The 22028-nt window shown below is 44.6% G+C and carries 23 protein-coding genes and 1 riboswitch; of the genes, 12 read left to right on the top strand and 11 right to left on the bottom strand.

Going from position 1 to position 22028, the window contains the following annotated elements:
- Nucleotides 1-108: 108 nt before the first annotated feature.
- The 5 genes from SLH55_RS18215 to SLH55_RS18195 all read right to left on the bottom strand — a co-directional run bounded on the left by SLH55_RS18215 (nucleotide 109) and on the right by SLH55_RS18195 (nucleotide 4061).
- A complete protein-coding gene (locus SLH55_RS18215) occupies nucleotides 109-792 on the bottom strand; it encodes a DNA alkylation repair protein (RefSeq protein ID WP_320324200.1) in 684 nt (227 codons plus the stop codon).
- 229 nt (nucleotides 793-1021) lie between these two features.
- On the bottom strand, nucleotides 1022-1666 hold the full coding sequence (locus SLH55_RS18210) for a YitT family protein (RefSeq protein WP_320324199.1): 645 nt from the start codon (nucleotides 1664-1666) through the stop codon (nucleotides 1022-1024).
- Between the two features lie 286 nt (nucleotides 1667-1952).
- A complete protein-coding gene (locus SLH55_RS18205) occupies nucleotides 1953-2303 on the bottom strand; it encodes a VOC family protein (RefSeq protein ID WP_219169602.1) in 351 nt (116 codons plus the stop codon).
- 11 nt (nucleotides 2304-2314) lie between these two features.
- Complete coding sequence (locus SLH55_RS18200) at nucleotides 2315-3373, bottom strand: S-adenosylmethionine:tRNA ribosyltransferase-isomerase (protein WP_320324198.1); 1059 nt, start codon at nucleotides 3371-3373, stop codon at nucleotides 2315-2317.
- The gene (locus SLH55_RS18195; RefSeq protein WP_320324197.1) at nucleotides 3327-4061 is read right to left on the bottom strand and encodes an SDR family oxidoreductase; all 735 of its coding nucleotides are present in this window, start codon (nucleotides 4059-4061) and stop codon (nucleotides 3327-3329) included. Before SLH55_RS18195 ends, SLH55_RS18200 begins: the two co-directional genes overlap by 47 nt.
- Before the next feature lie 196 nt (nucleotides 4062-4257).
- Nucleotides 4258-4353: riboswitch (ZMP/ZTP riboswitch) on the top strand.
- Nucleotides 4354-4399: 46 nt separating this feature from the next.
- Here SLH55_RS18195 and SLH55_RS18190 point away from each other — a divergent pair.
- The 4 genes from SLH55_RS18190 to SLH55_RS18175 all read left to right on the top strand — a co-directional run bounded on the left by SLH55_RS18190 (nucleotide 4400) and on the right by SLH55_RS18175 (nucleotide 7840).
- Nucleotides 4400-5254: a bifunctional 5,10-methylenetetrahydrofolate dehydrogenase/5,10-methenyltetrahydrofolate cyclohydrolase gene (locus SLH55_RS18190; protein WP_413469254.1), complete on the top strand. Its 855-nt coding sequence runs from the start codon at nucleotides 4400-4402 to the stop codon at nucleotides 5252-5254.
- Between the two features lie 113 nt (nucleotides 5255-5367).
- The gene (locus SLH55_RS18185; RefSeq protein ID WP_320324196.1) at nucleotides 5368-6909 is read left to right on the top strand and encodes an FAD-dependent oxidoreductase; all 1542 of its coding nucleotides are present in this window, start codon (nucleotides 5368-5370) and stop codon (nucleotides 6907-6909) included.
- A 152-nt stretch (nucleotides 6910-7061) separates the two neighbouring features.
- Nucleotides 7062-7196, top strand: a complete 135-nt coding sequence (locus SLH55_RS18180; RefSeq protein ID WP_257475168.1) for a hypothetical protein — start codon at nucleotides 7062-7064, stop codon at nucleotides 7194-7196.
- Between the two features lie 122 nt (nucleotides 7197-7318).
- The gene (locus tag SLH55_RS18175; protein ID WP_320324195.1) at nucleotides 7319-7840 is read left to right on the top strand and encodes a DinB family protein; all 522 of its coding nucleotides are present in this window, start codon (nucleotides 7319-7321) and stop codon (nucleotides 7838-7840) included.
- A 34-nt stretch (nucleotides 7841-7874) separates the two neighbouring features.
- Here the strand turns inward: SLH55_RS18175 and msrB are convergent, their stop codons facing one another.
- Together msrB and SLH55_RS18165 are read right to left on the bottom strand one after the other, a co-directional pair.
- Nucleotides 7875-8813 carry a peptide-methionine (R)-S-oxide reductase MsrB gene (msrB, locus tag SLH55_RS18170; protein ID WP_320324194.1) on the bottom strand — a complete coding sequence of 313 codons (939 nt, stop codon included), beginning with the start codon at nucleotides 8811-8813 and terminating at the stop codon, nucleotides 7875-7877.
- 39 nt (nucleotides 8814-8852) lie between these two features.
- Complete coding sequence (locus SLH55_RS18165; RefSeq protein WP_320324193.1) at nucleotides 8853-9182, bottom strand: CHY zinc finger protein; 330 nt, start codon at nucleotides 9180-9182, stop codon at nucleotides 8853-8855.
- Nucleotides 9183-9320: 138 nt separating this feature from the next.
- Here SLH55_RS18165 and SLH55_RS18160 point away from each other — a divergent pair, with 138 nt between their 5' ends.
- The gene (locus tag SLH55_RS18160) at nucleotides 9321-9935 is read left to right on the top strand and encodes an SDR family oxidoreductase (protein WP_320324192.1); all 615 of its coding nucleotides are present in this window, start codon (nucleotides 9321-9323) and stop codon (nucleotides 9933-9935) included.
- A 51-nt stretch (nucleotides 9936-9986) separates the two neighbouring features.
- Here the strand turns inward: SLH55_RS18160 and SLH55_RS18155 are convergent, their stop codons facing one another.
- Nucleotides 9987-10655 (bottom strand): haloacid dehalogenase type II, encoded by a 669-nt coding sequence (locus SLH55_RS18155; RefSeq protein WP_320324191.1) that lies wholly within the window; start codon nucleotides 10653-10655, stop codon nucleotides 9987-9989.
- 159 nt (nucleotides 10656-10814) lie between these two features.
- Between SLH55_RS18155 and SLH55_RS18150 the strand changes: the two genes are divergently transcribed.
- The 7 genes from SLH55_RS18150 (at nucleotide 10815) to SLH55_RS18120 (ending at nucleotide 20366) form a co-directional block, all read left to right on the top strand.
- Nucleotides 10815-12158: an MFS transporter gene (locus SLH55_RS18150; RefSeq protein WP_320324190.1), complete on the top strand. Its 1344-nt coding sequence runs from the start codon at nucleotides 10815-10817 to the stop codon at nucleotides 12156-12158.
- A gap of 134 nt (nucleotides 12159-12292) precedes the next feature.
- Nucleotides 12293-13762: a phospholipase D family protein gene (locus SLH55_RS18145; RefSeq protein WP_320324189.1), complete on the top strand. Its 1470-nt coding sequence runs from the start codon at nucleotides 12293-12295 to the stop codon at nucleotides 13760-13762.
- 72 nt (nucleotides 13763-13834) lie between these two features.
- A complete protein-coding gene (locus tag SLH55_RS18140) occupies nucleotides 13835-14092 on the top strand; it encodes a GlsB/YeaQ/YmgE family stress response membrane protein (protein ID WP_219169618.1) in 258 nt (85 codons plus the stop codon).
- A 575-nt stretch (nucleotides 14093-14667) separates the two neighbouring features.
- Nucleotides 14668-15822, top strand: coding sequence for a CdaR family transcriptional regulator (locus SLH55_RS18135; protein WP_219165506.1), 1155 nt, complete (start codon nucleotides 14668-14670; stop codon nucleotides 15820-15822).
- A gap of 134 nt (nucleotides 15823-15956) precedes the next feature.
- Entirely contained in the window at nucleotides 15957-17087 is a 1131-nt protein-coding gene (locus tag SLH55_RS18130) for a glycerate kinase (protein WP_219165507.1), read from the top strand.
- Nucleotides 17088-17107: 20 nt separating this feature from the next.
- On the top strand, nucleotides 17108-18463 hold the full coding sequence (locus SLH55_RS18125) for a GntP family permease (protein WP_320324188.1): 1356 nt from the start codon (nucleotides 17108-17110) through the stop codon (nucleotides 18461-18463).
- A 130-nt stretch (nucleotides 18464-18593) separates the two neighbouring features.
- On the top strand, nucleotides 18594-20366 hold the full coding sequence (locus SLH55_RS18120; RefSeq protein ID WP_320324187.1) for a metallophosphoesterase family protein: 1773 nt from the start codon (nucleotides 18594-18596) through the stop codon (nucleotides 20364-20366).
- Between the two features lie 94 nt (nucleotides 20367-20460).
- On the opposite strand, the gene gvpU is transcribed toward SLH55_RS18120, so the two are convergent.
- From gvpU to gvpJ, 3 genes are read right to left on the bottom strand one after another with little or no spacing between them, the layout of a single operon-like run.
- Complete coding sequence (gvpU, locus tag SLH55_RS18115; RefSeq protein WP_219165510.1) at nucleotides 20461-20856, bottom strand: gas vesicle accessory protein GvpU; 396 nt, start codon at nucleotides 20854-20856, stop codon at nucleotides 20461-20463.
- Nucleotides 20857-20874: 18 nt separating this feature from the next.
- Complete coding sequence (locus SLH55_RS18110) at nucleotides 20875-21672, bottom strand: YtxH domain-containing protein (RefSeq protein ID WP_320324186.1); 798 nt, start codon at nucleotides 21670-21672, stop codon at nucleotides 20875-20877.
- 15 nt (nucleotides 21673-21687) lie between these two features.
- Nucleotides 21688-22017 carry a gas vesicle protein gene (gene gvpJ, locus SLH55_RS18105; protein WP_219165581.1) on the bottom strand — a complete coding sequence of 110 codons (330 nt, stop codon included), beginning with the start codon at nucleotides 22015-22017 and terminating at the stop codon, nucleotides 21688-21690.
- Nucleotides 22018-22028: the final 11 nt, after the last annotated feature.

The raw sequence follows: 22028 nt of genomic DNA, 5'->3' as shown, positions 1-22028 counted from the left end.
TCGCATTTATCTTCCTTACTTTATCCTAGATGATGGGCGGGGTGAATACCTGCACAATAAATAGGAATTTTCTCTTATCTCTGTAACGGCCGCCCGCATCATTTCCGGCTATTTCTTAACTGCTTTGCGATTCAGATGCTTTAACCCTTCCCGTGCACTGAGAGGGGCAAGCTTTTCTGTTGCGATGAAATCCTTTACCGCTTCGGGATTCGTTTTGGAATATTCCCTGAGAGCCCAGCCGATGGCTTTCTGTATAAAGAACTCCTTGGATTGATTATGCATTAATATGTACCGAAAGAGACGGTTTTCATCCGTTTTCGCCTTGTATTTCAACTGAAACAGGATGGCAATTCGGTTCAACCACATGTTGTCTGAATGAATCCATTTCTCTAAGTATGTATCGTCTTCTTCGGTCTGAAAGATCTTCCCCACGTGATTCGGACCGATGTGATCGATCGTATCCCACCAGGATTTCGTCACAATCAACTCTTCCAAAAGAGGGAGATGCTCTTTTGTTAAATCCCTTGTTCTTTTATCAATGAGACCAAGTGCGACGTATTGACATTCTCGTTGAGGCATCGCCCATAGAGAACGGACAATATCAGGCAGTTCATCAATGGATGGTTTGCCATTTTCCTTAAGGAAGTCCCTGAATAAGGCATTACGCTCAGGAGTCCTGATCCCAAAGAAAGGGAATTGATTTCTCATATAGGCTTCCATGGCTTCCTGGTTCTCACCGTTTTGATTCTTTTTTAAAAGGGTAATCAGTTTATCCGCATATTCATGGTTCATTTACAGTCTCCTCCTCTTGTCTCTAGTTCTTCACATTCAAAGCAGCAGCTTTTTCCACCCTCCAAGTGAACCCCGTTAAAGAAACCGTCCAAGCAGTAGAGGGGCTTTTGGCAGAAAGCACAGATGTCTACAAGCTCTTTCATTTCACGACCATCCCCATTCTGAATCTCTCTTTCATACTTCTTGATGATGGGATGAAAAACCTTTAATAAACGAAAAAAGACAACCCTTAGCTGGCTAAGGAGTTGTCTCTTTTGGTCACCTGCCGCTCAATGAGAGAGTGCAGGAGCTTTTTGCTTTGAGGCAGTGAGAATCCGACGATGGATCCGAGTCCGAGTGCAATGATCACGGTTCCGATTCCGACAGGACCGCCCAGTAACCAGCCCAGGAAGAACACGATGATTTCCATTCCATTCCGTACCCATTGGACCTTCCAGCCCGTTTTTTCCACTACCAGGAGCATGAGACTGTCCCTCGGGCCCGCTCCAAGATCTGCTGATACGTATAAGCCGATCCCATATCCGATCACCACAATCCCGATGGCAAATACAACGGCTTGAGCTGCGAGGGAATGAGGGTCTGGTAAAACAAAATTGAATAAATCTATGAAAATTCCAATTAACAGCATATTAATAAAGGCACCTGATTTAGGAAATGATTTTGTTCCAACACCCGTCATAAACAGGATGATAAAGCCCACAATGATGGACCACGTCCCGATGGTCAAGCCGAGCTGCTTGAACAACCCATAATGAAACACATCCCAGGGACCGATTCCAAGGTCTTTCCCTTTAATGGTCAAACTGATGCCAAACGACAGCACTAGTAAGCCGATAAAGAAAAACGACCAGCGTAACATTTTTTCTCTATTCATGAAGATCCCTTCCTACTCCATAGTCAGTTCATTTAGTACCCGGATAACTGTATCACAGAATTCCTTGTAAAAAAATTTCATAAAACCTATGGGGTTGGTAGGGATAAAGACTGTCCCTTTTGTCATTTTACATATTTTGTTAACCGGCTGGTTTTTTACTGAAATCAGCTGGATTATCGGGATAACCCGCTGGATTCCCACGAAAATCGGCTCGATTATTTGCCGAATCGGCTGGATTCCACACAATGCTCCTCTCAAAAACCAACAAAACAAGAGTACTCGACCGCTATCCTTCCACCAACTCAACGATCTCTCCATCAGGACCGAAGAAAAAGGCCACTTTCCAGCTATTTTCAAGAAGGAGGGGGCCTTCCACAGGGAGTAACCCCTTCTCTTTTAATAATTCAATTTCTCTTTCAAGATCGGAAACTTCCAACGCTATATGAAGGAATGTACATTTGCTTTCCGCTCGTGGATCCTCAATAAGCTCCAAACGACAGTCTCCCTTTCTCAAAAAAAGGATGTTTTCACTTCCCCATCTGAACTTCAGCTCTTCTTCATAGCCGAAATACGTTTGGTAGAATTTCTTCGATGTCTGTAAGTTCTTCACGTTTATCCCGATATGATGTAGTTTCATCTTTTGTCTCCTTACAAAATGAGGTTCATATCACCGAACTCATGCCATTTATAGTTTTTATCAAGGGCTGTCTGATAGGCATCCTTCAATCTTTCCTCAGAAATGAACGCCTTTAAGAGATCCAAATGACTCGCTTCCGGTTCGTGAAGCCCTGTAATGAGTCCGTCTACGATGCGGAGGGGTGTGTCACCGGAAATGTATAGATTCGTTATGCCTTCAGCGGGCTGAAGCTGCCCATATGCAGTCATCACCGTTTCAAGAGCACGAACAACCGTCGTTCCCACTGCGATCAGTCTTTTCCCCCGATTCTTTGCACGGAGGATTTCCATCACTGCTTCAGAACCGATAAGATAGTCTTCCGGGTGGTTTCGGGGGTGTGGCCATTGATCACTTCCATAGTAGCTTAAACCTGCATGGAGCTGTATGAACCCAATGCCGACACCTTTATCCTGTAAATCTTGCAACAATCTCCATGTAAAGGCCCTTCCGGCAGAAGCCATCTCAACGGAACCTGGAACCGACCCATAGACGTTCTGATAAAAATCAAGCGGCCACGGGTCATGAATATACTCATATCGGACAGGCTCCCCGTACTTGAAAATGAAATCCATCAGCTCACTGCCACTCCTGTTAAATTCCAATTGTATAAGCGGTCTTTCACTTCCTTCCCCCTTCACGCGGCCCGTTACACCTTGCGGAAATTCGATGTGTTTCCCAGCCTGATGAAAATCTCCGAGCACAAGGGCTTCCCACGTATTTTTCGCTCTTCTTCTGGAAAGACGGACTTCAACATTCCGGTTTCCCTGTTTTCCTTTGAGGGACGCGGGAAGGGTCCTGCTATTATTCAAAACAAGAACATCTCCCTCATCCAGATAATCAGGCAGCCTTTTAAAGGTTGAATGATCACACTTGCCGGTTTCCCGGTTCAACACCATCAGCTTTACATCATCTCTCTCCAACCCTTGAAGCTCGATTGGTGTCGTGGCGTTCAACCGGGATGGAATATGGAATGCACGCGCCGATTCATTCATGACCGTCACCCCGCTTCCACTGGAATTCCTGAGCTTCAAATCGCTTTCCGCTCTCACCCTTCGAAGCATCCGACGCCAAGTACAGAAAGACATCAAGGTGATCCTGTGGACCTGCCAAGGGGTAATCACAATCCGGGACTGCTCTGTCGTGCATCTCCGTGTCCATCTCCCCCGGGTCCACCATATTCACCCTAACTCCTGTATCACCCAGCTCATCCGCCCACGTCCCAGTCAGGCCCTCAACCGCAAATTTCGAAATGCCGTACGCACCCCACTCTGCAAAACCTGTTCGACCCGCTTCAGACGTTAGATTAACGATTGAACCTCTTCCTCTGCTTATCATGCCGGGAAGAACTCTCTTCGTGACTAGAAAAGGATTCAGTGTATTGATCCTTAACACTTCAAGGAACGATTCCTCGGGATAGTCCACCAACAGACGGGGACCAGGACCAAACACAGAAGCGTTATTAAATAATACGTCTACACTTCCCCACGCTTCTTCTGTTACCGACACGAAACGATCAACATCCCTGGCATCGGAAACATCCGCCTCTAAAGCTACCACTTCCGCCCCCATCATCCTCAATTCTTTCTCCACTTCCTTAAGCGGCCCGAGGTTTCGCGCACAGATGGCCACTTTTGCACCTTCTTCAGCGAACTTTATGGCCAATGCCCTCCCCAAGCCTTTTGAAGCACCTGTAATCATGACTACTTTGTTCTCAAACATGTTCATACCCCTTTCATGTTTCTTGATACTTCCATTTTATGAAAAAGACGAATTCGGCAAATCGTCTATTCGGAGTCGAATACTCTAGAAAATTAGATGTAGCCTACTCTCAGCCTTTTGATGTACGCTATATAAAAAACACGAACATTAAGACTGGAAAAACGCTTTATATTCGTGTTATAATGAATTTGAAAATAAATAAAGCAGTGACTGGCGAAAATGTGGAATCAACCACAAGGGAGCTGCGAATCTTATTATATTTAGCCATTAGCCGTTCGCCTGGGCAGAAGGCAAGGGGATACCCTTGTCTTCTTTTACTATTATCAGGAGGGATTGCAGTGGAACCACTAGTATTAGACGGTAAACTTGTTGCATCTGAGGTCAAGGAAAGCCTGAAATCGAGAGTCGAAGGATTAAAGGAGAAGGGAATCACCCCTTGTCTAGCCACCGTGCTGGTTGGAGATGATCCATCTTCTGCTACGTATGTGAAGATGAAAGGGAATGCGTGCGCGAAAATTGGAATGGAGTCTCGACGAATCCATCTTCCAAAAGAAACGACAACGAATGAACTCCTGGACATGATTCAGGAGCTGAATGATGACTCTTCCGTTCACGGGATCCTCCTGCAGCACCCGGTTCCCCATCACATCGACGAACGTGCTGCCTTTGAAGCGATTTCCATCGAAAAGGACGTGGATGGTGTCACAAGCCACGGGTTTGGTCAAAATTCGTTGGGATTCGGTGAGTATCCATCCTGTACTCCGGCAGCGATCATGAGCATCATCGATTACTATGATGTCACTCTTGAAGGAAAACACGCTGTCGTCGTTGGAAGAAGCCCGATCCTTGGAAAGCCTGTTTCCATGATGTTATTGAACCGCAATGCTACGGTGACAACATGCCATTCTTATACAGAAAACCTGCCTGACATTCTTGCATCTGCCGACATTGTCGTCGCTGCCGTCGGTAAACCGAATTTCATTCAAGGGAACTGGATCAAAGAAGGTGCCGTCGTACTTGATGCAGGATATAACAAAGGGAACGTCGGGGACATCGATTACGAGGCTTGCTATGAAAAAGCAGGTGCCATCACACCGGTTCCTGGTGGAGTAGGTCCTGTGACGATTTCCATGTTGTTAAAACAAACCGTTGATTCCGCCGAAAAATATGGATGTGTGCCACAAAACGCATAGATGAATGAGACTGACTCTATTCCAAGGGTCAGTCTTTTTTTACTGTTCAGCACTTATTTTTTCTGAATTTCAGGAGAAAATGGTAAGGACTCGAATCGTAAAGGAGCGTTCAAATGGACTCACAACATCATAATGCTTTTTCCAAAACGCCTGAGCCCTATTGGAGGGAGAGTGCTAAGCTTCCACTGTTTAAAAAGCTTGAACAGAATGTGAAAGTGGACGTGACCGTTGTCGGAGGCGGCATCGCCGGAATCACCACGGCTTACCTCTTGGCCAAAGGCGGCAAAAAGGTGGCGCTCATCGACGCTGATCACTTATTGAACGGCACGACGGGACATACAACGGCGAAAATTTCCGCACAGCATGGACTGATCTATGATGAACTCATCCAGCATTTCGGAGAGGAATTCGCAAAGAAATATTACCAGTCTCAAACGAAAGCCATTCAGTTTATCCAGGACACGATTACAAATGAACATATCGAGTGTCATTTTTCAGAACAAGATGCTTACGTTTATGCTACAACTGATCACTATGCAGATAAGGTCCAGAAAGAACATGAGGCTTATCAAAAGCTGGGGATCAACGGGGACATCATGGAGAATATCCCCCTCGACCTTACCATCAAAAATGCATTAGTGATGAAGAACCAGGCACAGTTCCACCCATTGAAATACCTTAAAGCCCTCATTGACTCTTTCACAGGGATGGGTGGGCAGATCTATGAAGGAACCATGGCAAAGACCATCAATGAGGGAGACAGCACACAGGTCGTGACAGAAGACGGTTATCACCTCGACAGCGAATACGTCGTCATTTGCTCTCACTTCCCCTTCTATGATGGAATGGGGTTTTACTACACGAAGATGCATGCAGAGCGTTCGTATATTCTCGGGGTGAAGGCACAAAAGGATTACCCGGGAGGAATGTATATTAGTGCAGAAGACCCTACCCGTTCCTTGCGTTACGAAGAAGATGAAAATGGGGAAAAGCTCATCCTCATCGGCGGGGATAAACATAAAACCGGACAGGGTAAAGATACAATGGAGCACTACAAGGCATTACAGGCATTCGCTGAGGAAGTGGTTGGTGTAGAGGAAGTCCGCTACCGCTGGTCGGCACAGGATCTCATCACCCTGGATAAAGTACCCTACATCGGCAAACTGACGGAGAAACACCCTGCCATCTTTGTCGCCACAGGGTTTAACAAATGGGGTATGACTTCCGGCACTCTCGCCGGACAGATTCTTTCCGATCAGATCCTGGGAAATCATCACATCTATGCCGACGTGTACTCGCCTTCCAGGTTTGTGGCGGATCCGAGCATCAAACATTTCTTCAAAGAGAATCTGAATGTTGCGGGCGAGCTTATAAAAGGAAAATTGCAGGTACTCTCCAAGAAACCTGAAGAACTCCAAAAAGGGGAAGGCGATGTCGTCAACGTGAATGGCCGTCGCTGCGGTGGCTTCAGGGATGAAAACGGAGAGCTTCACATCGTGGATACCACCTGTACCCACCTCGGCTGCGAAACGGAATGGAATCACGGAGACCACACCTGGGACTGCCCTTGTCACGGCTCCCGCTTCTCCATAGACGGAGAAGTCATCGAAGGTCCCGCCAAAAAGCCCCTCAAGAAAATGGATCTAAACGATTGAGGGACGGACCTCCATCAGGTTTGTCGAATATAGCCCGGGAAATAAACAGAACGATAAGGATATTTGACATATTTTGTCGCAATGTACGGAAGAATATTTCCCTGTTTTCTCCCCACACTATGAATGAGCTACAATTTTGGGAGGGATTCTGAATGGGCCGTACAAAAAAAGGAAACCGCAATGCTCAAAGCAATACCAATGCAAAAAAGGGAAATCGCACAAGTTCTGAATTGGTGGAATTCACGACAGGACAGGTAGATCCAAAGAAAAACCGAACAGAGGATTAGTAACCATCCGCTATACGCTAATAACCGGATCATTGCTTCCGGTTATTTTTATTTTTATAAAGGATTCTCTCCGTTCATCCCGAAATCATTAATGGAGATGATGATTTTTGGGGGAATGGAAAATGAACGAACATATGCTGTTTCAACAAATGGAATTTATCCGGATGCGTACACTGGCTGTGGTGGATGCGACATCCGAACACATGGCGGATGAAGTCCCTGAAGGATTTAGAAATTCAATTCGATGGAACCTGGGTCATATCTTATTATCACAGGAAAATCTTCTTTATTCCTTCGTAGGAGAAACTGATCGTATATCGCTTCCACCTGAATATAGAGAACTATTCGGGTTCAATACCAGCCATAAAACCTGGGATTCCCTTACGCCTCCTACAATGAGTGAACTTCGAGAAAGACTGGAAGCCCAACCGTTACGGATCAAAGAGACGTTCTCAGCCCGTTTAGATGAAACGGGGGATAAACCGTTTGTACTTGGTGAACATACGACATTGACCACGTTAGGAGAAGTTCTCTCCTTTACGAATTGGCATGAAGGGTTACATCAAGGAACCATTACAGCCATTAAACGTGTACAAGGAATTGAAAATCTCTGGGAAAAGGTTGAAGAGAGCGTGGAAAAATAAATAGATGTCGGCTTACTTATAGGCCGACATCTATTTATTTACCATGAAACAACAATAGAAAATCTCCATACCCTTCTTCTTCAAGCCTTTCTTTCGGAATAAAACGCAACGAAGCAGAATTGATACAGTAGCGAAGCCCTTTGGGACCCGGGCCGTCCGTGAATACATGACCAAGATGCGAATCGGCTTCCCTGCTCCTGACTTCCACCCGGGTTGTACGATGGGAAAGATCGTATCGCTCGTTGACGCTTGCATCCATGACCGGCTTTGTAAAGCTCGGCCAGCCACAGCCACTGTCATACTGATCTTTCGAAGTGAATAGCGGCTCCCCTGATACGATGTCCACATATAACCCTTCTTCCTTGTTATCCCAGTATGCGTTTTCGTAAGGTGGCTCGGTTCCATCTTCCTGTGTCACGTAATATTGCAAGTCCGTCAGCTGTCCTTTTAGATAAGACCGGTCTTTGGGCCAATACTTCTTCAAAAAATCTTCTCTGCTGCGCTTATACAAAGCATACCGGAAAGCGTTTTTCTTATGGAATTCCTGGTGATATTCTTCTGCTCGATAAAACGTGCTGGCAGGCAGGATTTCTGTCACGATGGGATCTACAAATATTCCACTTCGCTCTAATTCTTCCTTAGATATTTCCGCCAGCCTTTTTTGAGTGTCATTATGATAAAAAATCGCCGTACGATATGAACTTCCCCGATCTTTAAACTGCCCGTCGGGATCGGTGGGGTCAATTTGTTTCCAGTAAAGATTAAGGAGTTTCTCATATGAAAATAAAACAGGATCAAACGTAATCTGCACCGCTTCATAATGCCCTGTTGAGCCTGATGTCACATCTTTATAGGATGGATCTTCTGATTCCCCTCCCGTATACCCGGAAACGATCCCTTCAATTCCTTCTTGATTCTCAAAGGGTTCCACCATACACCAAAAGCAGCCTCCGGCAAACGTTGCTTTCTCCATTTCATCATTCCTTTCGTTTCACGTGAAACATATCTAAACTCACCCTTGAAAATACAGGTGATAATGACTTTGACACCCAGGGTTAAAAGAAGACTGGCAATGGGGACAGACCGATTGACAATTCATATATTGTAAAATGGTTAACTCATTCTTGCATTCTCCGCAAAGAACCGCTTTCGTATTCCATTCCTCCGGGGACCATAGAACGGGATCATGATCAGCGATTTCTTCATGGCATGTATGACAAGGATAATAGGTATTACAGCATTTAAATTTAATGGCGATAATATCCTTCTGCGTTCTATAATGCTTACATTTTGTTTTAGAATCTACATCTACGCCAGATACCGGAATCAACTTTTCAGTCATGTTCTTCCTCCCTAATGAGTATGTAGTAGTTTTCGATATTCATGGTTCGTATCCCTACCAAGATCTAAAATGAATAACTAGTCTAATGATCTAACTGTACTATACAATGAATAATAACAGAAAGGGAGGGGAAGATTCTTGAAGGTAATCGTATTCGGAGCAACCGGTGGTACAGGCAAAGAAGTCATCAAGCAAGCTTTGGCTGATGGCCATGAAGTCACAGCTTTTGTAAGAAACCCATCTAAACTAAATGGAGATGACCCACTATTAACCATTATTCAGGGGGATGCTTTAAACACTAAAGAAGTGGAAGGGGCATTAGCGGGACAGGAAGCCGTCATATCCTGTCTTGGTTCGGATGGACTGAAGGAAACAACCATCCTTACCGCGATGACAAAGAATATCCTGACAGGCATGAACACCCATCATATCGATCGCATCGCATACGTTGCATCTGCAGGGATTCACAAAGAAATACCCGGCCTTCAGGGTAAGCTTGCACAATTCATCCTGCGCAATGTATTGAGGGACCATAGAAATGCGGTAGAAGAAATAAAGAAACATAACGTTCGATACACGATTGCAAGACCTATGCAATTGACCACCCAGCCACTGTCAAAGACGTATCGACAAGATCCAGATTCTATCCCGGACAAAGGCCGTAAAATAGGACGGGCAGATGTCGCTCACTTTCTATTACAAAGTGTCCTTCAAGGGAAACACATCAATGAATCTATTGGCTTAGCTTATTGAAAAGGTAAAAAAGAGGCTCGGCATTCGTCCATATGCCAGCCCCTTTTATAATCATTTATGCTCTAGTATCCCCTTTAAATCCTTATAAACAAAATGAGGTTTGACCCCAAGCTCATCCATCACCTTATCCTGCCGGTTGATCCAAGCCGTATTGAACCCAAAGTTGGTGGCTCCAGCAATATCCCATGGGTTCGAAGACATAAACAAGACTTCTTCCCTTCTGACCCCAAGCTTCTTAAGGACAAGCTGATAAGCCATTGGAGTCGGCTTGAACTGCTTTACTTCATCGACTGTTAACACCTCATCCAGCAGGTGCCCGAATGCAGACTGCTCCACGAGCGGTGAAAGCATATCAAGAGAGCCATTTGAGAAGATGGCGGTTTGATAAGATTTCAGTTCTCCGAGTACACTCTCTACTTCCTCATAGTGAGTTAATTCCAGGTAAGCATCCAACAATTCCTTCTCTTTGTCATCGGAAAGATCGACTCCCACATTGACACATGCGTAATGCAGGGCATCCCTGGTGATAGAGAAAAATGTCGTATACGTTCCCATCAGCTGACGAAGAAAGCTATATTCCAATTGTTTCTGACGCCACACCTGACTGATTTCCTCCCCTTTATCGGGAAAGAGTTCATTACATTTTTCAATGACGGAATGGACATCGAATAACGTGCCGTACGCATCAAACACGAAAGCTTTTATTGTATGATTTGACATACTTATCCCCCTTATAGATTCTCCTTATATAATAGACCATTTCCATAATCTTAAACTTTCACAAGCCCACCCGAAAAGCAGGCACATTCATTTTCAGTACGTCTTTGTTTATGGTATAGTACTTCGAGCATCAACATCTATCATGGAGGTGGTCAAAAAATGACTGGTGAACAACATGTACAGGCATCTCCTTCACATACAAAGACGATTCTTTTTCTAAGTTTGACGATTTGGCTCGTGGTGATGAATACGACCATGTTCAATGTAGCCCTTCCGAATGTATTGAAAGATTTCTCCTTGGCTCCTTCCGAAGGAGCCTGGATCGTATCGGGGTATTCAATCGTACTTGCCATTTGTACCATTACGTATACCCGCTTGGCTGATTACATCCCGATCAAGCGGTTGCTTATCATTGGGATTACCATCTTCGGCATAGCCTCATTAACTGGCTTCTTTGCCAATACGTTTGCGTGGTTATTGCTTTCCCGGTTATTTCAAGCGGCTGGGGCAGCAGCCATCCCTGGTCTATCCATGGTGTTTGCCGGACGTTTTGTCCCTTTAAAAAGGCGTGGCCGTGCTCTTGCGATGATCGCTTCTGCTTCTTCCCTTGGATTTGGCTTGGGTCCTGTTGTGGGAGGCGTCATCACGGATTACCTGAATTGGAATTATTTATTCTTGATTACGTTATGCGTACTTGGGATGATTCCCGTATTGTATCGCTTTCTACCAAATGAGACGACAAGAAAGGGATACTTCGATGTTTGGGGAGGCTTCCTGACCGGAATCGGGATCACCTTCTTCCTGCTATTCATCTCGACGTTTCATTGGTACTATTTCGCAGGTGCCGCCGTTTTCTTCGGTGGATTATGGATTCGGATCCATAAGATTGAGATTCCCTTTATTCAGCCCAGCTTGATTCGGGATAAAGGCTATCGGCAGATTCTCTATATGAGCTTCCTTGGCTTCGTCACCCATTTCGCCATCTTGATCGTCATGCCCCTCATGCTACAGCATGTATTCGGCAAAAACCCGACGGCTGTCGGATTCATCATTTTCCCAGGTGCGATGCTCTCTGCCGTCGCAGCCATATTTGTAGGAAGACTGATCGACCGATACGGGAATATCAGAGTGATGTTTCTCGCTCATATTCTTCTCATCGTTTCGACTGTCCTTTTTTATCTTTTATCACCGCACAGTGAGTACATGATCATGTTAGCCTATATGTTTACAAGTTTCGGTTTCTCCAGTCTTTCTTCAAGCTCGACAAACGAAGTCTCCCGTGTCATGAGCAAGGAATTGACTGCCTCAGGAATCGGGATGAAGCAGTTGATTCACTTTGTCGGGAGCGCATCCGGCTCTGTCCTTGGCGGAATCATCGTGGAAATGGGCGGAGCAGATTTCCCGGTTAGCTCCTTTCAGATTACTTTTTTGGTTCTGATTGGAATTATGACGGTGTCTCTCTTACTCTTACTTATATATCGCAGACATGTTCATCCATCGTAGTCAAGGAGTCCAGGCAGGTTTTACTGCCTGGACTTTTTTAATGAACTTTTCCCATCAGATCCCGTTGTATGTGGATTTCCCTCCTGCCATTAAGGGTATAGTAAGAAAAAAAACAATAGAACAGGGGAATTCATTTGGAGACCAAGAAAAAGTGGTATAAAAAGAAAAGCTGGTGGATCGGCGGTGCCATCATTTTAATCCTGACGGCGGTCATGATATATAACCGCATAAAGCCTTTGCCTAAAGGGATTTCCTACGCCAGCGACACCTATGCCATACCGGAGAGTGACGTGGAATTCTTATACGACCTCACCTATCAGAAGGATGGAAAAGAACATTATGATCAGTCGATCTTTGATGAAGTCTATCAAACCATTGAAGAGGCAGATGATTTTCTTATTTTGGACTTATTCTTAGTAAATGGCTATACAAAAGGGGATCGTGATTATCCTAAAATTAGTGAAACATTATCCAGGAAGATTGAAGAACAAATGAAAAAGAAGCCCGATCTGAAAGTGGTCTTCATCAGTGATGTCGTTAACACGACTTACGGCTCCCATACAGCGAAACAAATTGAGCCTTTAGAAAAGCTTGGAGCTGAAGTGGTCTTTACCGACTTAAATCGTCTTAGAGATCCCAACCTCTTATATTCCGGTGTGTGGAGGACTGCCTTTGGCTGGTTTGGGCAGGAAGGTACCGGCTGGCTGCCCAATCCCATGGCACCCTCCGCACCTAAGGTCACAATGAGGTCATATTTGAAACTATTGAATATCAAAGCGAATCATCGGAAAATCGTCATAACGGAAAAATCCGGACTCATCCTGTCCGCCAATCCCCATGACGCCAGTGGTTTCCACTCGAATATCGCATTCAAGGTGAAAGGAGACATCCTGAAGGATATGGTAAAAGCCGAAAAAGCGGTAGCGGCTTTTTCAGGCGGAAATGTAAATGCCTTCCCTTCTGAAGAAGAGGTCAATGATTCCGTCAAAGCCCTTCCACCCGGCGAGTCGACTGTCAACGCTCAGATCCTGACGGAAAGAGAAATTCAAAAAGGGGTGGTAAAGGCATTAGATGACGCGGAAAAAGGAGACGAAGCATGGATCGGCATGTTTTATCTGGCGGACCGGGATATCATCGATGCCATTGAAGATGGGGCAGAACGCGAAGTGGACATTCGTTTAGTCCTAGACCCGAACCAGAACGCCTTTGGACAAGAAAAAATCGGTCTGCCGAATCTCCCCATTGCAGCCGAGCTTCATAAACTCGAGAACGAACATATTACAATCAGATGGTATAACACGAATAAAGAGCAATATCATACGAAATTTATTTATGTAAAAGGAAAAAAGCAAAGTACGGTAATTGGGGGATCCGGCAACTATACGTCCCGGAACATGGATGATTATAATTTGGAAGAAAACGTGAAACTGACGGCCCCGGCAGACAGCAAAACCATGAAGGAAGTCGATGACTATTTCGACCGGATTTGGAACAACAAGAACGGTACATACACCGTGGACTATGAAAAATATCAGGATAAACTACCGGCTTTTAAATATGTAATGTATATCCTTCAGAAAATTTTTCAAGTGACAACATATTAGGTTTTGACTTCTGAAAAAAGGGGAATTTAACTTGTAACAACACAAATAAAAAACATTGATGGAGGTAAAGAAATGGGTATTATTTTGTATTTAATTGTTGGTGGAATCATTGGTTGGTTAGCCGGTCTTATATTAGGTAAAAACGTCCCTGGTGGAATCATCGGAAACATCATCGCAGGTATCATCGGTGCATGGATCGGTGGAGAGCTTCTTGGCAGCTTCGGCCCGTCCCTAGCAGGAATCGCCATTGTCCCGGCATTGATTGGAGCGATCATCTTCGTATTCCTATTAAGCTTACTACTAAGAGGTATGAGAAGAACGTCTCATTAATAACGAATACAGAAGAGGCTGGGACAAAAGGGCTTCTGATAAAGAGAAATCCGAACGAGTGATTTGATAAAAATCTAACTCGTTCGGATTTCTAATTTTCAGTGCTGAAGTTTTTTTAGCAGATTCCAGCTGTTGATTGGAGTGCAAGACGAAGACTCCTGCGGGAAAAGCGGAATAGGTGAGACCCCGCAGGAGCGACAGCGACGAGGAGGCTCGCCTTCCGCCCGAGGAAACCGAAGTCTTGCACGGAATCGGGCAGCGGTGTAACACGTAATCTTATTGTTCGTCTCTAGAGTATATAGATTTAGTTATGTCCCAGCCTTTTTTTATTTGCTCATTTATAAAATAAAAAAACAGCCCACGCAGGCTGCCCTTTTAATACGTCATCGATTTCTTATGTCTTCTCTTATTCCGATACTTCTTATAAATCGGGTAAATGATAGGTCCCCATTTGATCAGTCTTCCGATTAATCGTTTCATAACGGTAACCTCCTTTGTATACGTATCTATACCCGAATAGGCAGAAAGAAAACATGTGCTAGAATGAAGGCAAGACGAATAATGGGGTGTTCCACGTGCATATTACAGAAGAATTAGCTTATCCAATCATTGCGAAATTGAAGACGATCGTGCATTACAATATCAATATCATGAACGAGTCCGGCGTCATAGTGGCCAGTACAGATTCCACTCGCATGAATCAAGTTCACGAGGGGGCTCTTTATGTCCTTAAACAAAAAAGTTCATTGATTATTTTTGAAAATGACCTGGATAAGTATCATGGTTCTAAAGAAGGCATTAACCTACCTATTGAGTTCATGGGAGAAATCATCGGGGTCGTTGGGGTGACCGGTTCCCCCCTGGAACTGGATCAGTTTGTGAAAATGGTGAAGGTCACCGTAGAAGTAATGCTTCAGCAGGTTCATTTCCACAATCAATTGCAGCATCAAAAAACATTGATGGATAATTGGCTGCTTGATTTAGTACACCCCCATTATTTTGATGAAAGAAAAAATGAAGCGTTCGCTCATCATTACATACATCTAGAAACCAGCCAACCTGTTCACGTGATGTTGGTTCAGTTCGCCAACTTATTCACCCACTCTACCACCAACATGCCTTTATCCATGGTCAAAGAAGATCTTCTGAGGAGAATAAAGCTTCAACTACCAAAGCTTCACTTTCAATCTTTTATCAACGACTCCCAGTGCGTCGTCGGAATCCCTACAAGCGTCTGCCCCACTAAGGGTGAAGTCATTACTTTGGCCAAGCGTTTGCAGCGGCATTTACAGGAGAAGGCTTTCATTGTAAAAACAGCAATCGGTCATGTCTACCCAGGCGTCGTCGGGTATAGAAAATCGTATTTGGAAGCACACAGTTCCCTGGAATTACAAGAAAGCTTCCCTCAGTTTTCCGATCACATTCATATACAGGATTGGGGCATCATGGATTTTATCAAGCGGATCCCCCTCGAGATTCGCCAGGAGTTTATGAATCGCTATCGTGAACAGACTCTTCAGCTAAGCGACACCTTGCGACATACCCTTCAACGATTGTTTGACTGCCAATTGAACATGAAAGAAACGGCGAACGCTTTACATATTCACCGGAATACCCTTCTTTACCGGCTTGAAAGTGTTGAAGAACTGACAGGTCTAAGCCCCAGAACATTTGATGACGCGATGATACTGCGTTTTATCTTATTGATTGATGACATGAATAATAAATAACGTAAATATGATTGTGCACATGCACAATCATTTTTATTTTCACCGGAAAATGTTTAGGAGAATTCACATTGTAACCGCTTTCTTCACTTGGTTAAATAGAGTAATAGATTATATTTTCTGAAAAAGGAGCCGCTATGAATATTCTTATTGCCCCCGATTCATTTAAAGGTAGTTTAAGCTCATTAAAGGTTGGAGCCATTATGGAGAAAGCCTTTCTGGATGAATCACCAAGCTTTCAAACGAACGTCATCCCCATGGCTGATGGTGGAGAAGGGACTTTGGAAACCCTCCTTTACGCAACTGGAGGAAAGAAAGTACCCTTAACAGCCACCGGTCCTTTAGGGGAAAAGGTCTCTACTGTATATGGTGTTTTAGGAGATAAGAAAACAGCTGTCATTGAAATAGCTTCCATCGCCGGGTTACCTATGGTGCCTGGTGAAAAACGCAATCCATACCATACCACTTCCTATGGCATCGGAGAAGTCATTACAACAGCGATAGATGACGGGTTCCGAACGTTCATTATTGCCCTGGGCGGGAGTTCGACGAATGATGGTGGATTCGGCATGCTTCAAGCACTCGGCGTTACCTTTCAGGATGAAGACGGAAACGCTGTCGGGCCATTTGGAAAGGACCTCGAGTCCATTGCAAAGGTGGACTGGAGCACCCTCCATCCCCTAGTAAAAGAATGCACCTTTCACATTGCTTCCGATGTTGAAAATCCTTTATGTGGAAAGACAGGGGCATCTTATGTATTCGGCCCACAAAAAGGGGCCACCGAGGAACAGGTGAAGGAGCTTGATCAACAGCTATATCACTATAGTCTATTGCTTCAAGAAGAAAAAGGAGTTGATTTTCAACACACGAGCGGTGCCGGAGCAGCCGGAGGACTTGGCTTTGCCTTCTTGCATCTGCATGGAAAGATTGAATCAGGAGCCAAGCTGGTTGCTGAAGCGACGAAGCTTCCAGATGCCATTCGTCAGGCTGATTGGGTCCTCACCGGTGAAGGTCAGAGCGATTATCAAACATTGTTTGGTAAACTCCCTTCTTATATCGCAACCATTGCTAGTCAGCACCATACTCCCGTATCTCTTATCGCAGGGAGTTTAGGAGAGGGGTACCAACAATTATACGACAATTTCTCCAGCTGTCATTCCATTAGCATCGGTCCGATGGCTTTAGAGGAGAGCATCAGTCGTGCAGAAGAACTGCTTTACCATGAAACAAGGAATATCGCACGAATTTTACATTTAACAAAGGGATAAACATAAAGGGGGAAATTCTTATGTCAGGAATTTGGTTATTTACGGTCATTGTATTAGGGGTAGGATTTATCATTTTCACCACGGCAAAATTAAAGCTTCAGCCCTTTTTATCATTATTGTTTGCCGCTTTCTTAGTCGGAATATTTGCCGGCTTGCCACTGAATACAGTTGTAGAGGCTGTCAACGGCGGATTCGGAGGATTGATGGGGTATATCGGGATCGTCATCGTAGCAGGTACCATTATCGGGACGATTTTAGAGAAATCAGGTGCCGCCCTCAGGATGGCAGAAGTGGTTCTTCGATTAGTTGGGGAAAAAAGACCACAGCTGGCCATGTCCCTGATTGGGGCCATCGTCAGTATCCCCGTCTTCTGTGACTCCGGATACGTGATTCTCTCAAGCCTCAAAAAAGCATTGGCCAAACGGGCAAAAGTGGCTCTCGCATCCATGTCTGTTGCACTTGCCACAGGTCTTTATGCCACACATACCCTTGTGCCGCCGACTCCGGGTCCCATTGCCGCAGCCGGGAATATCGGGGCGAGCGACTATTTGGGAACCATTATTTTAATCGGGATGATTGTCGCCATCCCTACAATTCTGGCAGGTTACCTTTGGGCCACTAAGGTTGCAAATAAAATTGAAATCGAGGGAGAGGATGAGCTCGATCTGGATTATGAAGAGATCGTCAAATCCTTTGGGGAGCTTCCTTCAACGTTTAAATCATTTGCCCCGATCGTCCTTCCGATATTCTTGATCGGTACAGGATCTGTCGTCAGCTTCTTCCAGTGGAAAGGGGGAGCCGCAGATGTTCTCTTATTCATCGGTTCTCCCGTTGTTGCTTTACTGATTGGTGTCCTTGCTGCGTTTGCCCTTCTGCCAAAATGGGATGAAGAAACCCTTAATGGCTGGGTGAGTCAAGGGATGAAGGATGCTACCAATATCTTATTGATCACAGGTGCAGGAGGAGCATTCGGATCCGTCATCAAGGCGACTCCCGTTGCAGAATTGATTCAAGGAATCGCAGACGGGGGATTACTTTCCGGTGCACTCGTCCTTTTGATTCCATTTATTGTGGCAGCTCTATTAAAATCGGCTCAAGGATCTTCTACAGCTGCCCTTGTCATTACCTCTTCCCTGATTGCTCCCCTCCTTCCACAGATGGGGATTGACGGTGCCGTCCCCCTTGCGTTAGTGGTCATGGCCATCGGTGCAGGAGCGATGACGGTCAGCCATGTCAATGACAGCTACTTCTGGGTTGTGACGCAATTCAGCGGCATGAAGGTCACAGATGCTTATAAGGCACAGACTGCCGCTACGCTGGTTCAGGGATTAACCGCCCTTGTCTTTACTTTATTATTATGGATGATACTTGTTTAACTGAAAGTGGGTGTCCCTTATTGGGGCACCCTTTTCTATGTAAATAGCAGAGATACTATTTTGTAAACAAGGCTCCACACTGCCTTTACATTCGGCTGATACTCTTGAGGCAGAAAAGGAGGTAAGCATCATGAAGAATTGGTTAAACAAAGGATTCATACTACTATTGATATTTTCTCTTTCCCCACTTTCAGCCCAGGCACTGGACAACCCTTTCAGCTCTGCCGGCGAGCGTGATGGAGGGATCGGAAACACTACTCATTACGTAGATGAGTTCCCAAATATCTCACTTGATGAAAAAGTGAACCAGATTATTTACCCATTATTTGCAACACCCGCCATTAAGAAGAAAGGCGAGTCCCTCACCATTCAGGTTGATACCCAAGGAAAGGAAACGGGATCTTGGTCTGTAAAATTAAAGCAAACCAATCACTCTTCTCTCACCAGTGATTACGAATTACCAGTCAAATCGGTACAACCAGGGAAATCCCATTGGAAGGACAGCTCTTCCATTGTCGATGTAACAGTCTCCATTCCAGAGGGGACTCCACAGAGATTATATGATCTCGTGGTGACCTATACAGGTAACGGAAAAAGGATTACCGATGAGCAGCCTCATTCCGTCAAAGTAGTCGATGAATATAAGAAGAACTTTTCCTTCTTACATTTGACCGATACTCACATAGGTTCTCCGCGTAACCTTGGGAATACCGATGATCCTTCCTCCTTCACGCCTGGACGTGCGAAGGAAACGGGCATGTGGGATCCAGATCCAACTAAACGCTGGTTATACCTGCAGAAATCCATTAAAGAAGTCAATTTAAAAAATCCCGATTTTGTTGTCATTACAGGAGACCTGATGTTTGGTCAGCTTAATCCTCTCGAGTATATTTATGAATACGAAGAAACCTATAAAATGCTACAAAAGCTGAATGTCCCTGTTTATATCGTCCCTGGAAACCATGATTACTACGCCCAGGATGCGACACTGACAGATGGAGCAAAGTACTGGGAGAAGTACTTCGGTCCACAATACTTCTCGTTTGATTACGGCCCATATGCCCATTTCATCGGGTACAACTCGTTTGATTGGAATAAATTCGACCGAAGCGGAACCGGTACGGTTTCTGTACCAACATGGGGCGGCCAGATCCGGGAAGAACAGTTGAACTGGGTGAAACAAGATCTGCAGGAGAATGCCAAAACCGCACAAAATGACCAAATTCGCGGCCTCTTCTCACACCATAATCCATTATGGCGCGACAGAGATATTTGGCCACAAGACGACCCTGACGTTCAAGAATACTGGAAGCAATATGATGAACAACATGACCCTCAACGTTTGTGCACACTCATCCTTGGTGAAAAATTAGGGATTAAATATGATCAGCAGTGGCATGGGGAAAACGCCAAAGAATTAATTGATATCATGAAGGCGAATGATGTGACTATCAGTCTCCATGGACATACTCATATTGACGATGTAACAAAGCAGGATGGTATCTTATATACAACCACCACGGCCATCGAATTATCCGGTAAGCCATGGGTTGGCTTCAGAGACTTTTCCGTTCAAAACGGGCAGATCTCATCCTACAATTACGATGAACCCGATCGTTCTATCCCAGTTTACCAAAACGGCGACACAGAAGGTGGCACCATGTCCTTTGACGCCGATTATCTGACAGAGAACGATGGAAGTGCAGAATCTCAGCAAGTGGATATAACCAATCGTTTAAACAAGCCACTTCAGGTGACGATCCCCATCTATATGCAAGAGGGGGAGTATAGTATATCCAAAGGAAGCATTACACAAAACTATACTTCAGATGGTAAGCAGTATATTGAAGTGCAGATAACTATAGAGCCGAACAGCAGTGAAGTAATCCATGTTCAAAAATAGGATAAATCGACTTTAAGAGTTGATTACTCCCCGGGAAATAAATTTCCCCTTACTATAACAAAAAGCGACTGAATCCAAGCTCAGTCGCTTTTTGTTATTTACTGCTCTTCGATTCTGCAATCTTTCCCAAGAAAAATCCGTCTACCTCGCTGATTTTCCCCCTCCACATGATTTTCCCTTTGGAAGGGGTCGGCTTACTGTCACCACAATATACCTTCGTGTTTTTCAAATGAATGAAATTGGCTTCAGTACTTTGGTTTTCTTCTACTGACTCGCCTGCCTTGGCGAGCTCCTCACTCAGCTTCTGAGCCACGTCACTGCCGTCCTCAAAGGTTTCGCTTAACGAGTCGAAGTATTCCTTTGCGGAAACGAGAGTACCCGTGATAACGGCCCCAGCGACGTTTAACGTGATATCTAATGAAAAGTCATGTTTGTTTGAAGCTTGCACAAAAAATTCTAAGATGCTGTCCTTTCCTGGTCCTGAACTCATGTTCACATCTCCCTTTCGTTAAGCTACTGTGTCATCCTCCGTAGAAAGTGTTGTGTCTTCTTCTTGATCTTCGTTTGTATCATCTTCTTTTTTGGATGACTTTTTACTTTTTGCACTAGTCTTGCGTGTAGAACGTTTCTTCCCTTTTGTTGACTTGCTGTTGGATTTTTTCTTGCTTGACGCTTCATCCTCATCGTCGCTATCTTCTTCGTCATCATCTTCTTCTTCTTCTTCGTCTTCGTCATCCTCTTCATCTGCAGCCGTTTCATTGGATTTCTTTGACGTTTTCTTTCTAGAAGAAGTTTCTTTTTCCTCTTCCTCGCCTTCCTCTTCATCACCTACATCTTCACGGGCTGCTGCAATTTGATTCATTTTCTCTTCTAATTGCTGCAGGCGATTCTGAAGCTCTTCATTTTCTTGTTTAAGAGCTTCATAGTCTTGGTTGGATTCTTCTTGTGACTCGTTTGTTTCTGTTGTATTTACAGCTGTTTCCGTATCTTCAGAAGCTTCATCATCTCTATCACGCTTAAATAGGCTGGCTGTAGATGATTTTAGTGAGACAGCGGCTTTTCTGGATTTTTCTTTTGCCGCTTTCCCGAAGTCCAGGCTTTTGCTTTTAATTTTTTCCTGGTCGATACGATCCAGCAGTTTTTTCCCGTTTTCAGGTGTCGCTAAATAGCCAACCGTTGCTCCAAGTAGGCTTCCTGCAACGGTCCTCTTGATCGGGCCGCTTCTTCTCGTTTTGTTCTCATTCGTCGCATTCTTTTCTTGTCCTTGATTCTCAACTGTTGTTTGCGTATTATTTTTTTCTGCCATGTGTAAAACCTCCAATTAGTTTATATCCGCCGGATTAAGGCGGTTCGTTTCCAGTTTCTTTTCAAGTGATTCCAATCGTTCCTGTAATTTCTTGTTTTCTTCCTCAAGGGCTTTTGTGTTGTTATCCGCTGCTTTTGAACTTAAGTAAGGGTCATTTTCCCACCAGTCCATGCCGATTTCCTTCGCTTTATCGACAGAGGCAACAATTAAGCGGATTTTGATCGTCAAGAGCTCGACATCGGCAATTCCCACCGTAATATCTCCTGCTACAACAACCCCTTTGTCTAATATTTTTTCTAAGACATCCACAATTGTATTGGATTGTACCGGATGCTCCATTCCCATCATGTAACCTC

Source organism: Rossellomorea sp. YZS02 (assembly GCF_033963925.1).
Classification (GTDB): domain Bacteria; phylum Bacillota; class Bacilli; order Bacillales; family Bacillaceae_B; genus Rossellomorea.
Note: the sequence above shows the minus strand (reverse complement) of the source record. Positions and strands in the feature narration are given on the sequence as shown.

Coding starts and splice junctions, on each gene's coding strand:
- msrB (WP_320324194.1), bottom strand. CDS start 8,813: ATGGAGAAAGCAACGTTTGCCGGAGGCTGCTTTTGGTGTATGGTGGAA.
- SLH55_RS18130 (WP_219165507.1), top strand. CDS start 15,957: ATGAATATTCTTATTGCCCCCGATTCATTTAAAGGTAGTTTAAGCTCA.
- gvpJ (WP_219165581.1), bottom strand. CDS start 22,017: ATGGGAATGGAGCATCCGGTACAATCCAATACAATTGTGGATGTCTTA.
- SLH55_RS18140 (WP_219169618.1), top strand. CDS start 13,835: ATGGGTATTATTTTGTATTTAATTGTTGGTGGAATCATTGGTTGGTTA.
- SLH55_RS18120 (WP_320324187.1), top strand. CDS start 18,594: ATGAAGAATTGGTTAAACAAAGGATTCATACTACTATTGATATTTTCT.
- SLH55_RS18110 (WP_320324186.1), bottom strand. CDS start 21,672: ATGGCAGAAAAAAATAATACGCAAACAACAGTTGAGAATCAAGGACAA.
- SLH55_RS18155 (WP_320324191.1), bottom strand. CDS start 10,655: ATGTCAAATCATACAATAAAAGCTTTCGTGTTTGATGCGTACGGCACG.
- SLH55_RS18195 (WP_320324197.1), bottom strand. CDS start 4,061: ATGTTTGAGAACAAAGTAGTCATGATTACAGGTGCTTCAAAAGGCTTG.
- SLH55_RS18150 (WP_320324190.1), top strand. CDS start 10,815: ATGACTGGTGAACAACATGTACAGGCATCTCCTTCACATACAAAGACG.
- SLH55_RS18185 (WP_320324196.1), top strand. CDS start 5,368: ATGGACTCACAACATCATAATGCTTTTTCCAAAACGCCTGAGCCCTAT.
- SLH55_RS18125 (WP_320324188.1), top strand. CDS start 17,108: ATGTCAGGAATTTGGTTATTTACGGTCATTGTATTAGGGGTAGGATTT.
- SLH55_RS18215 (WP_320324200.1), bottom strand. CDS start 792: ATGAACCATGAATATGCGGATAAACTGATTACCCTTTTAAAAAAGAAT.
- SLH55_RS18175 (WP_320324195.1), top strand. CDS start 7,319: ATGAACGAACATATGCTGTTTCAACAAATGGAATTTATCCGGATGCGT.
- SLH55_RS18180 (WP_257475168.1), top strand. CDS start 7,062: ATGGGCCGTACAAAAAAAGGAAACCGCAATGCTCAAAGCAATACCAAT.
- SLH55_RS18205 (WP_219169602.1), bottom strand. CDS start 2,303: ATGAAACTACATCATATCGGGATAAACGTGAAGAACTTACAGACATCG.
- gvpU (WP_219165510.1), bottom strand. CDS start 20,856: ATGAGTTCAGGACCAGGAAAGGACAGCATCTTAGAATTTTTTGTGCAA.
- SLH55_RS18165 (WP_320324193.1), bottom strand. CDS start 9,182: ATGACTGAAAAGTTGATTCCGGTATCTGGCGTAGATGTAGATTCTAAA.
- SLH55_RS18210 (WP_320324199.1), bottom strand. CDS start 1,666: ATGAATAGAGAAAAAATGTTACGCTGGTCGTTTTTCTTTATCGGCTTA.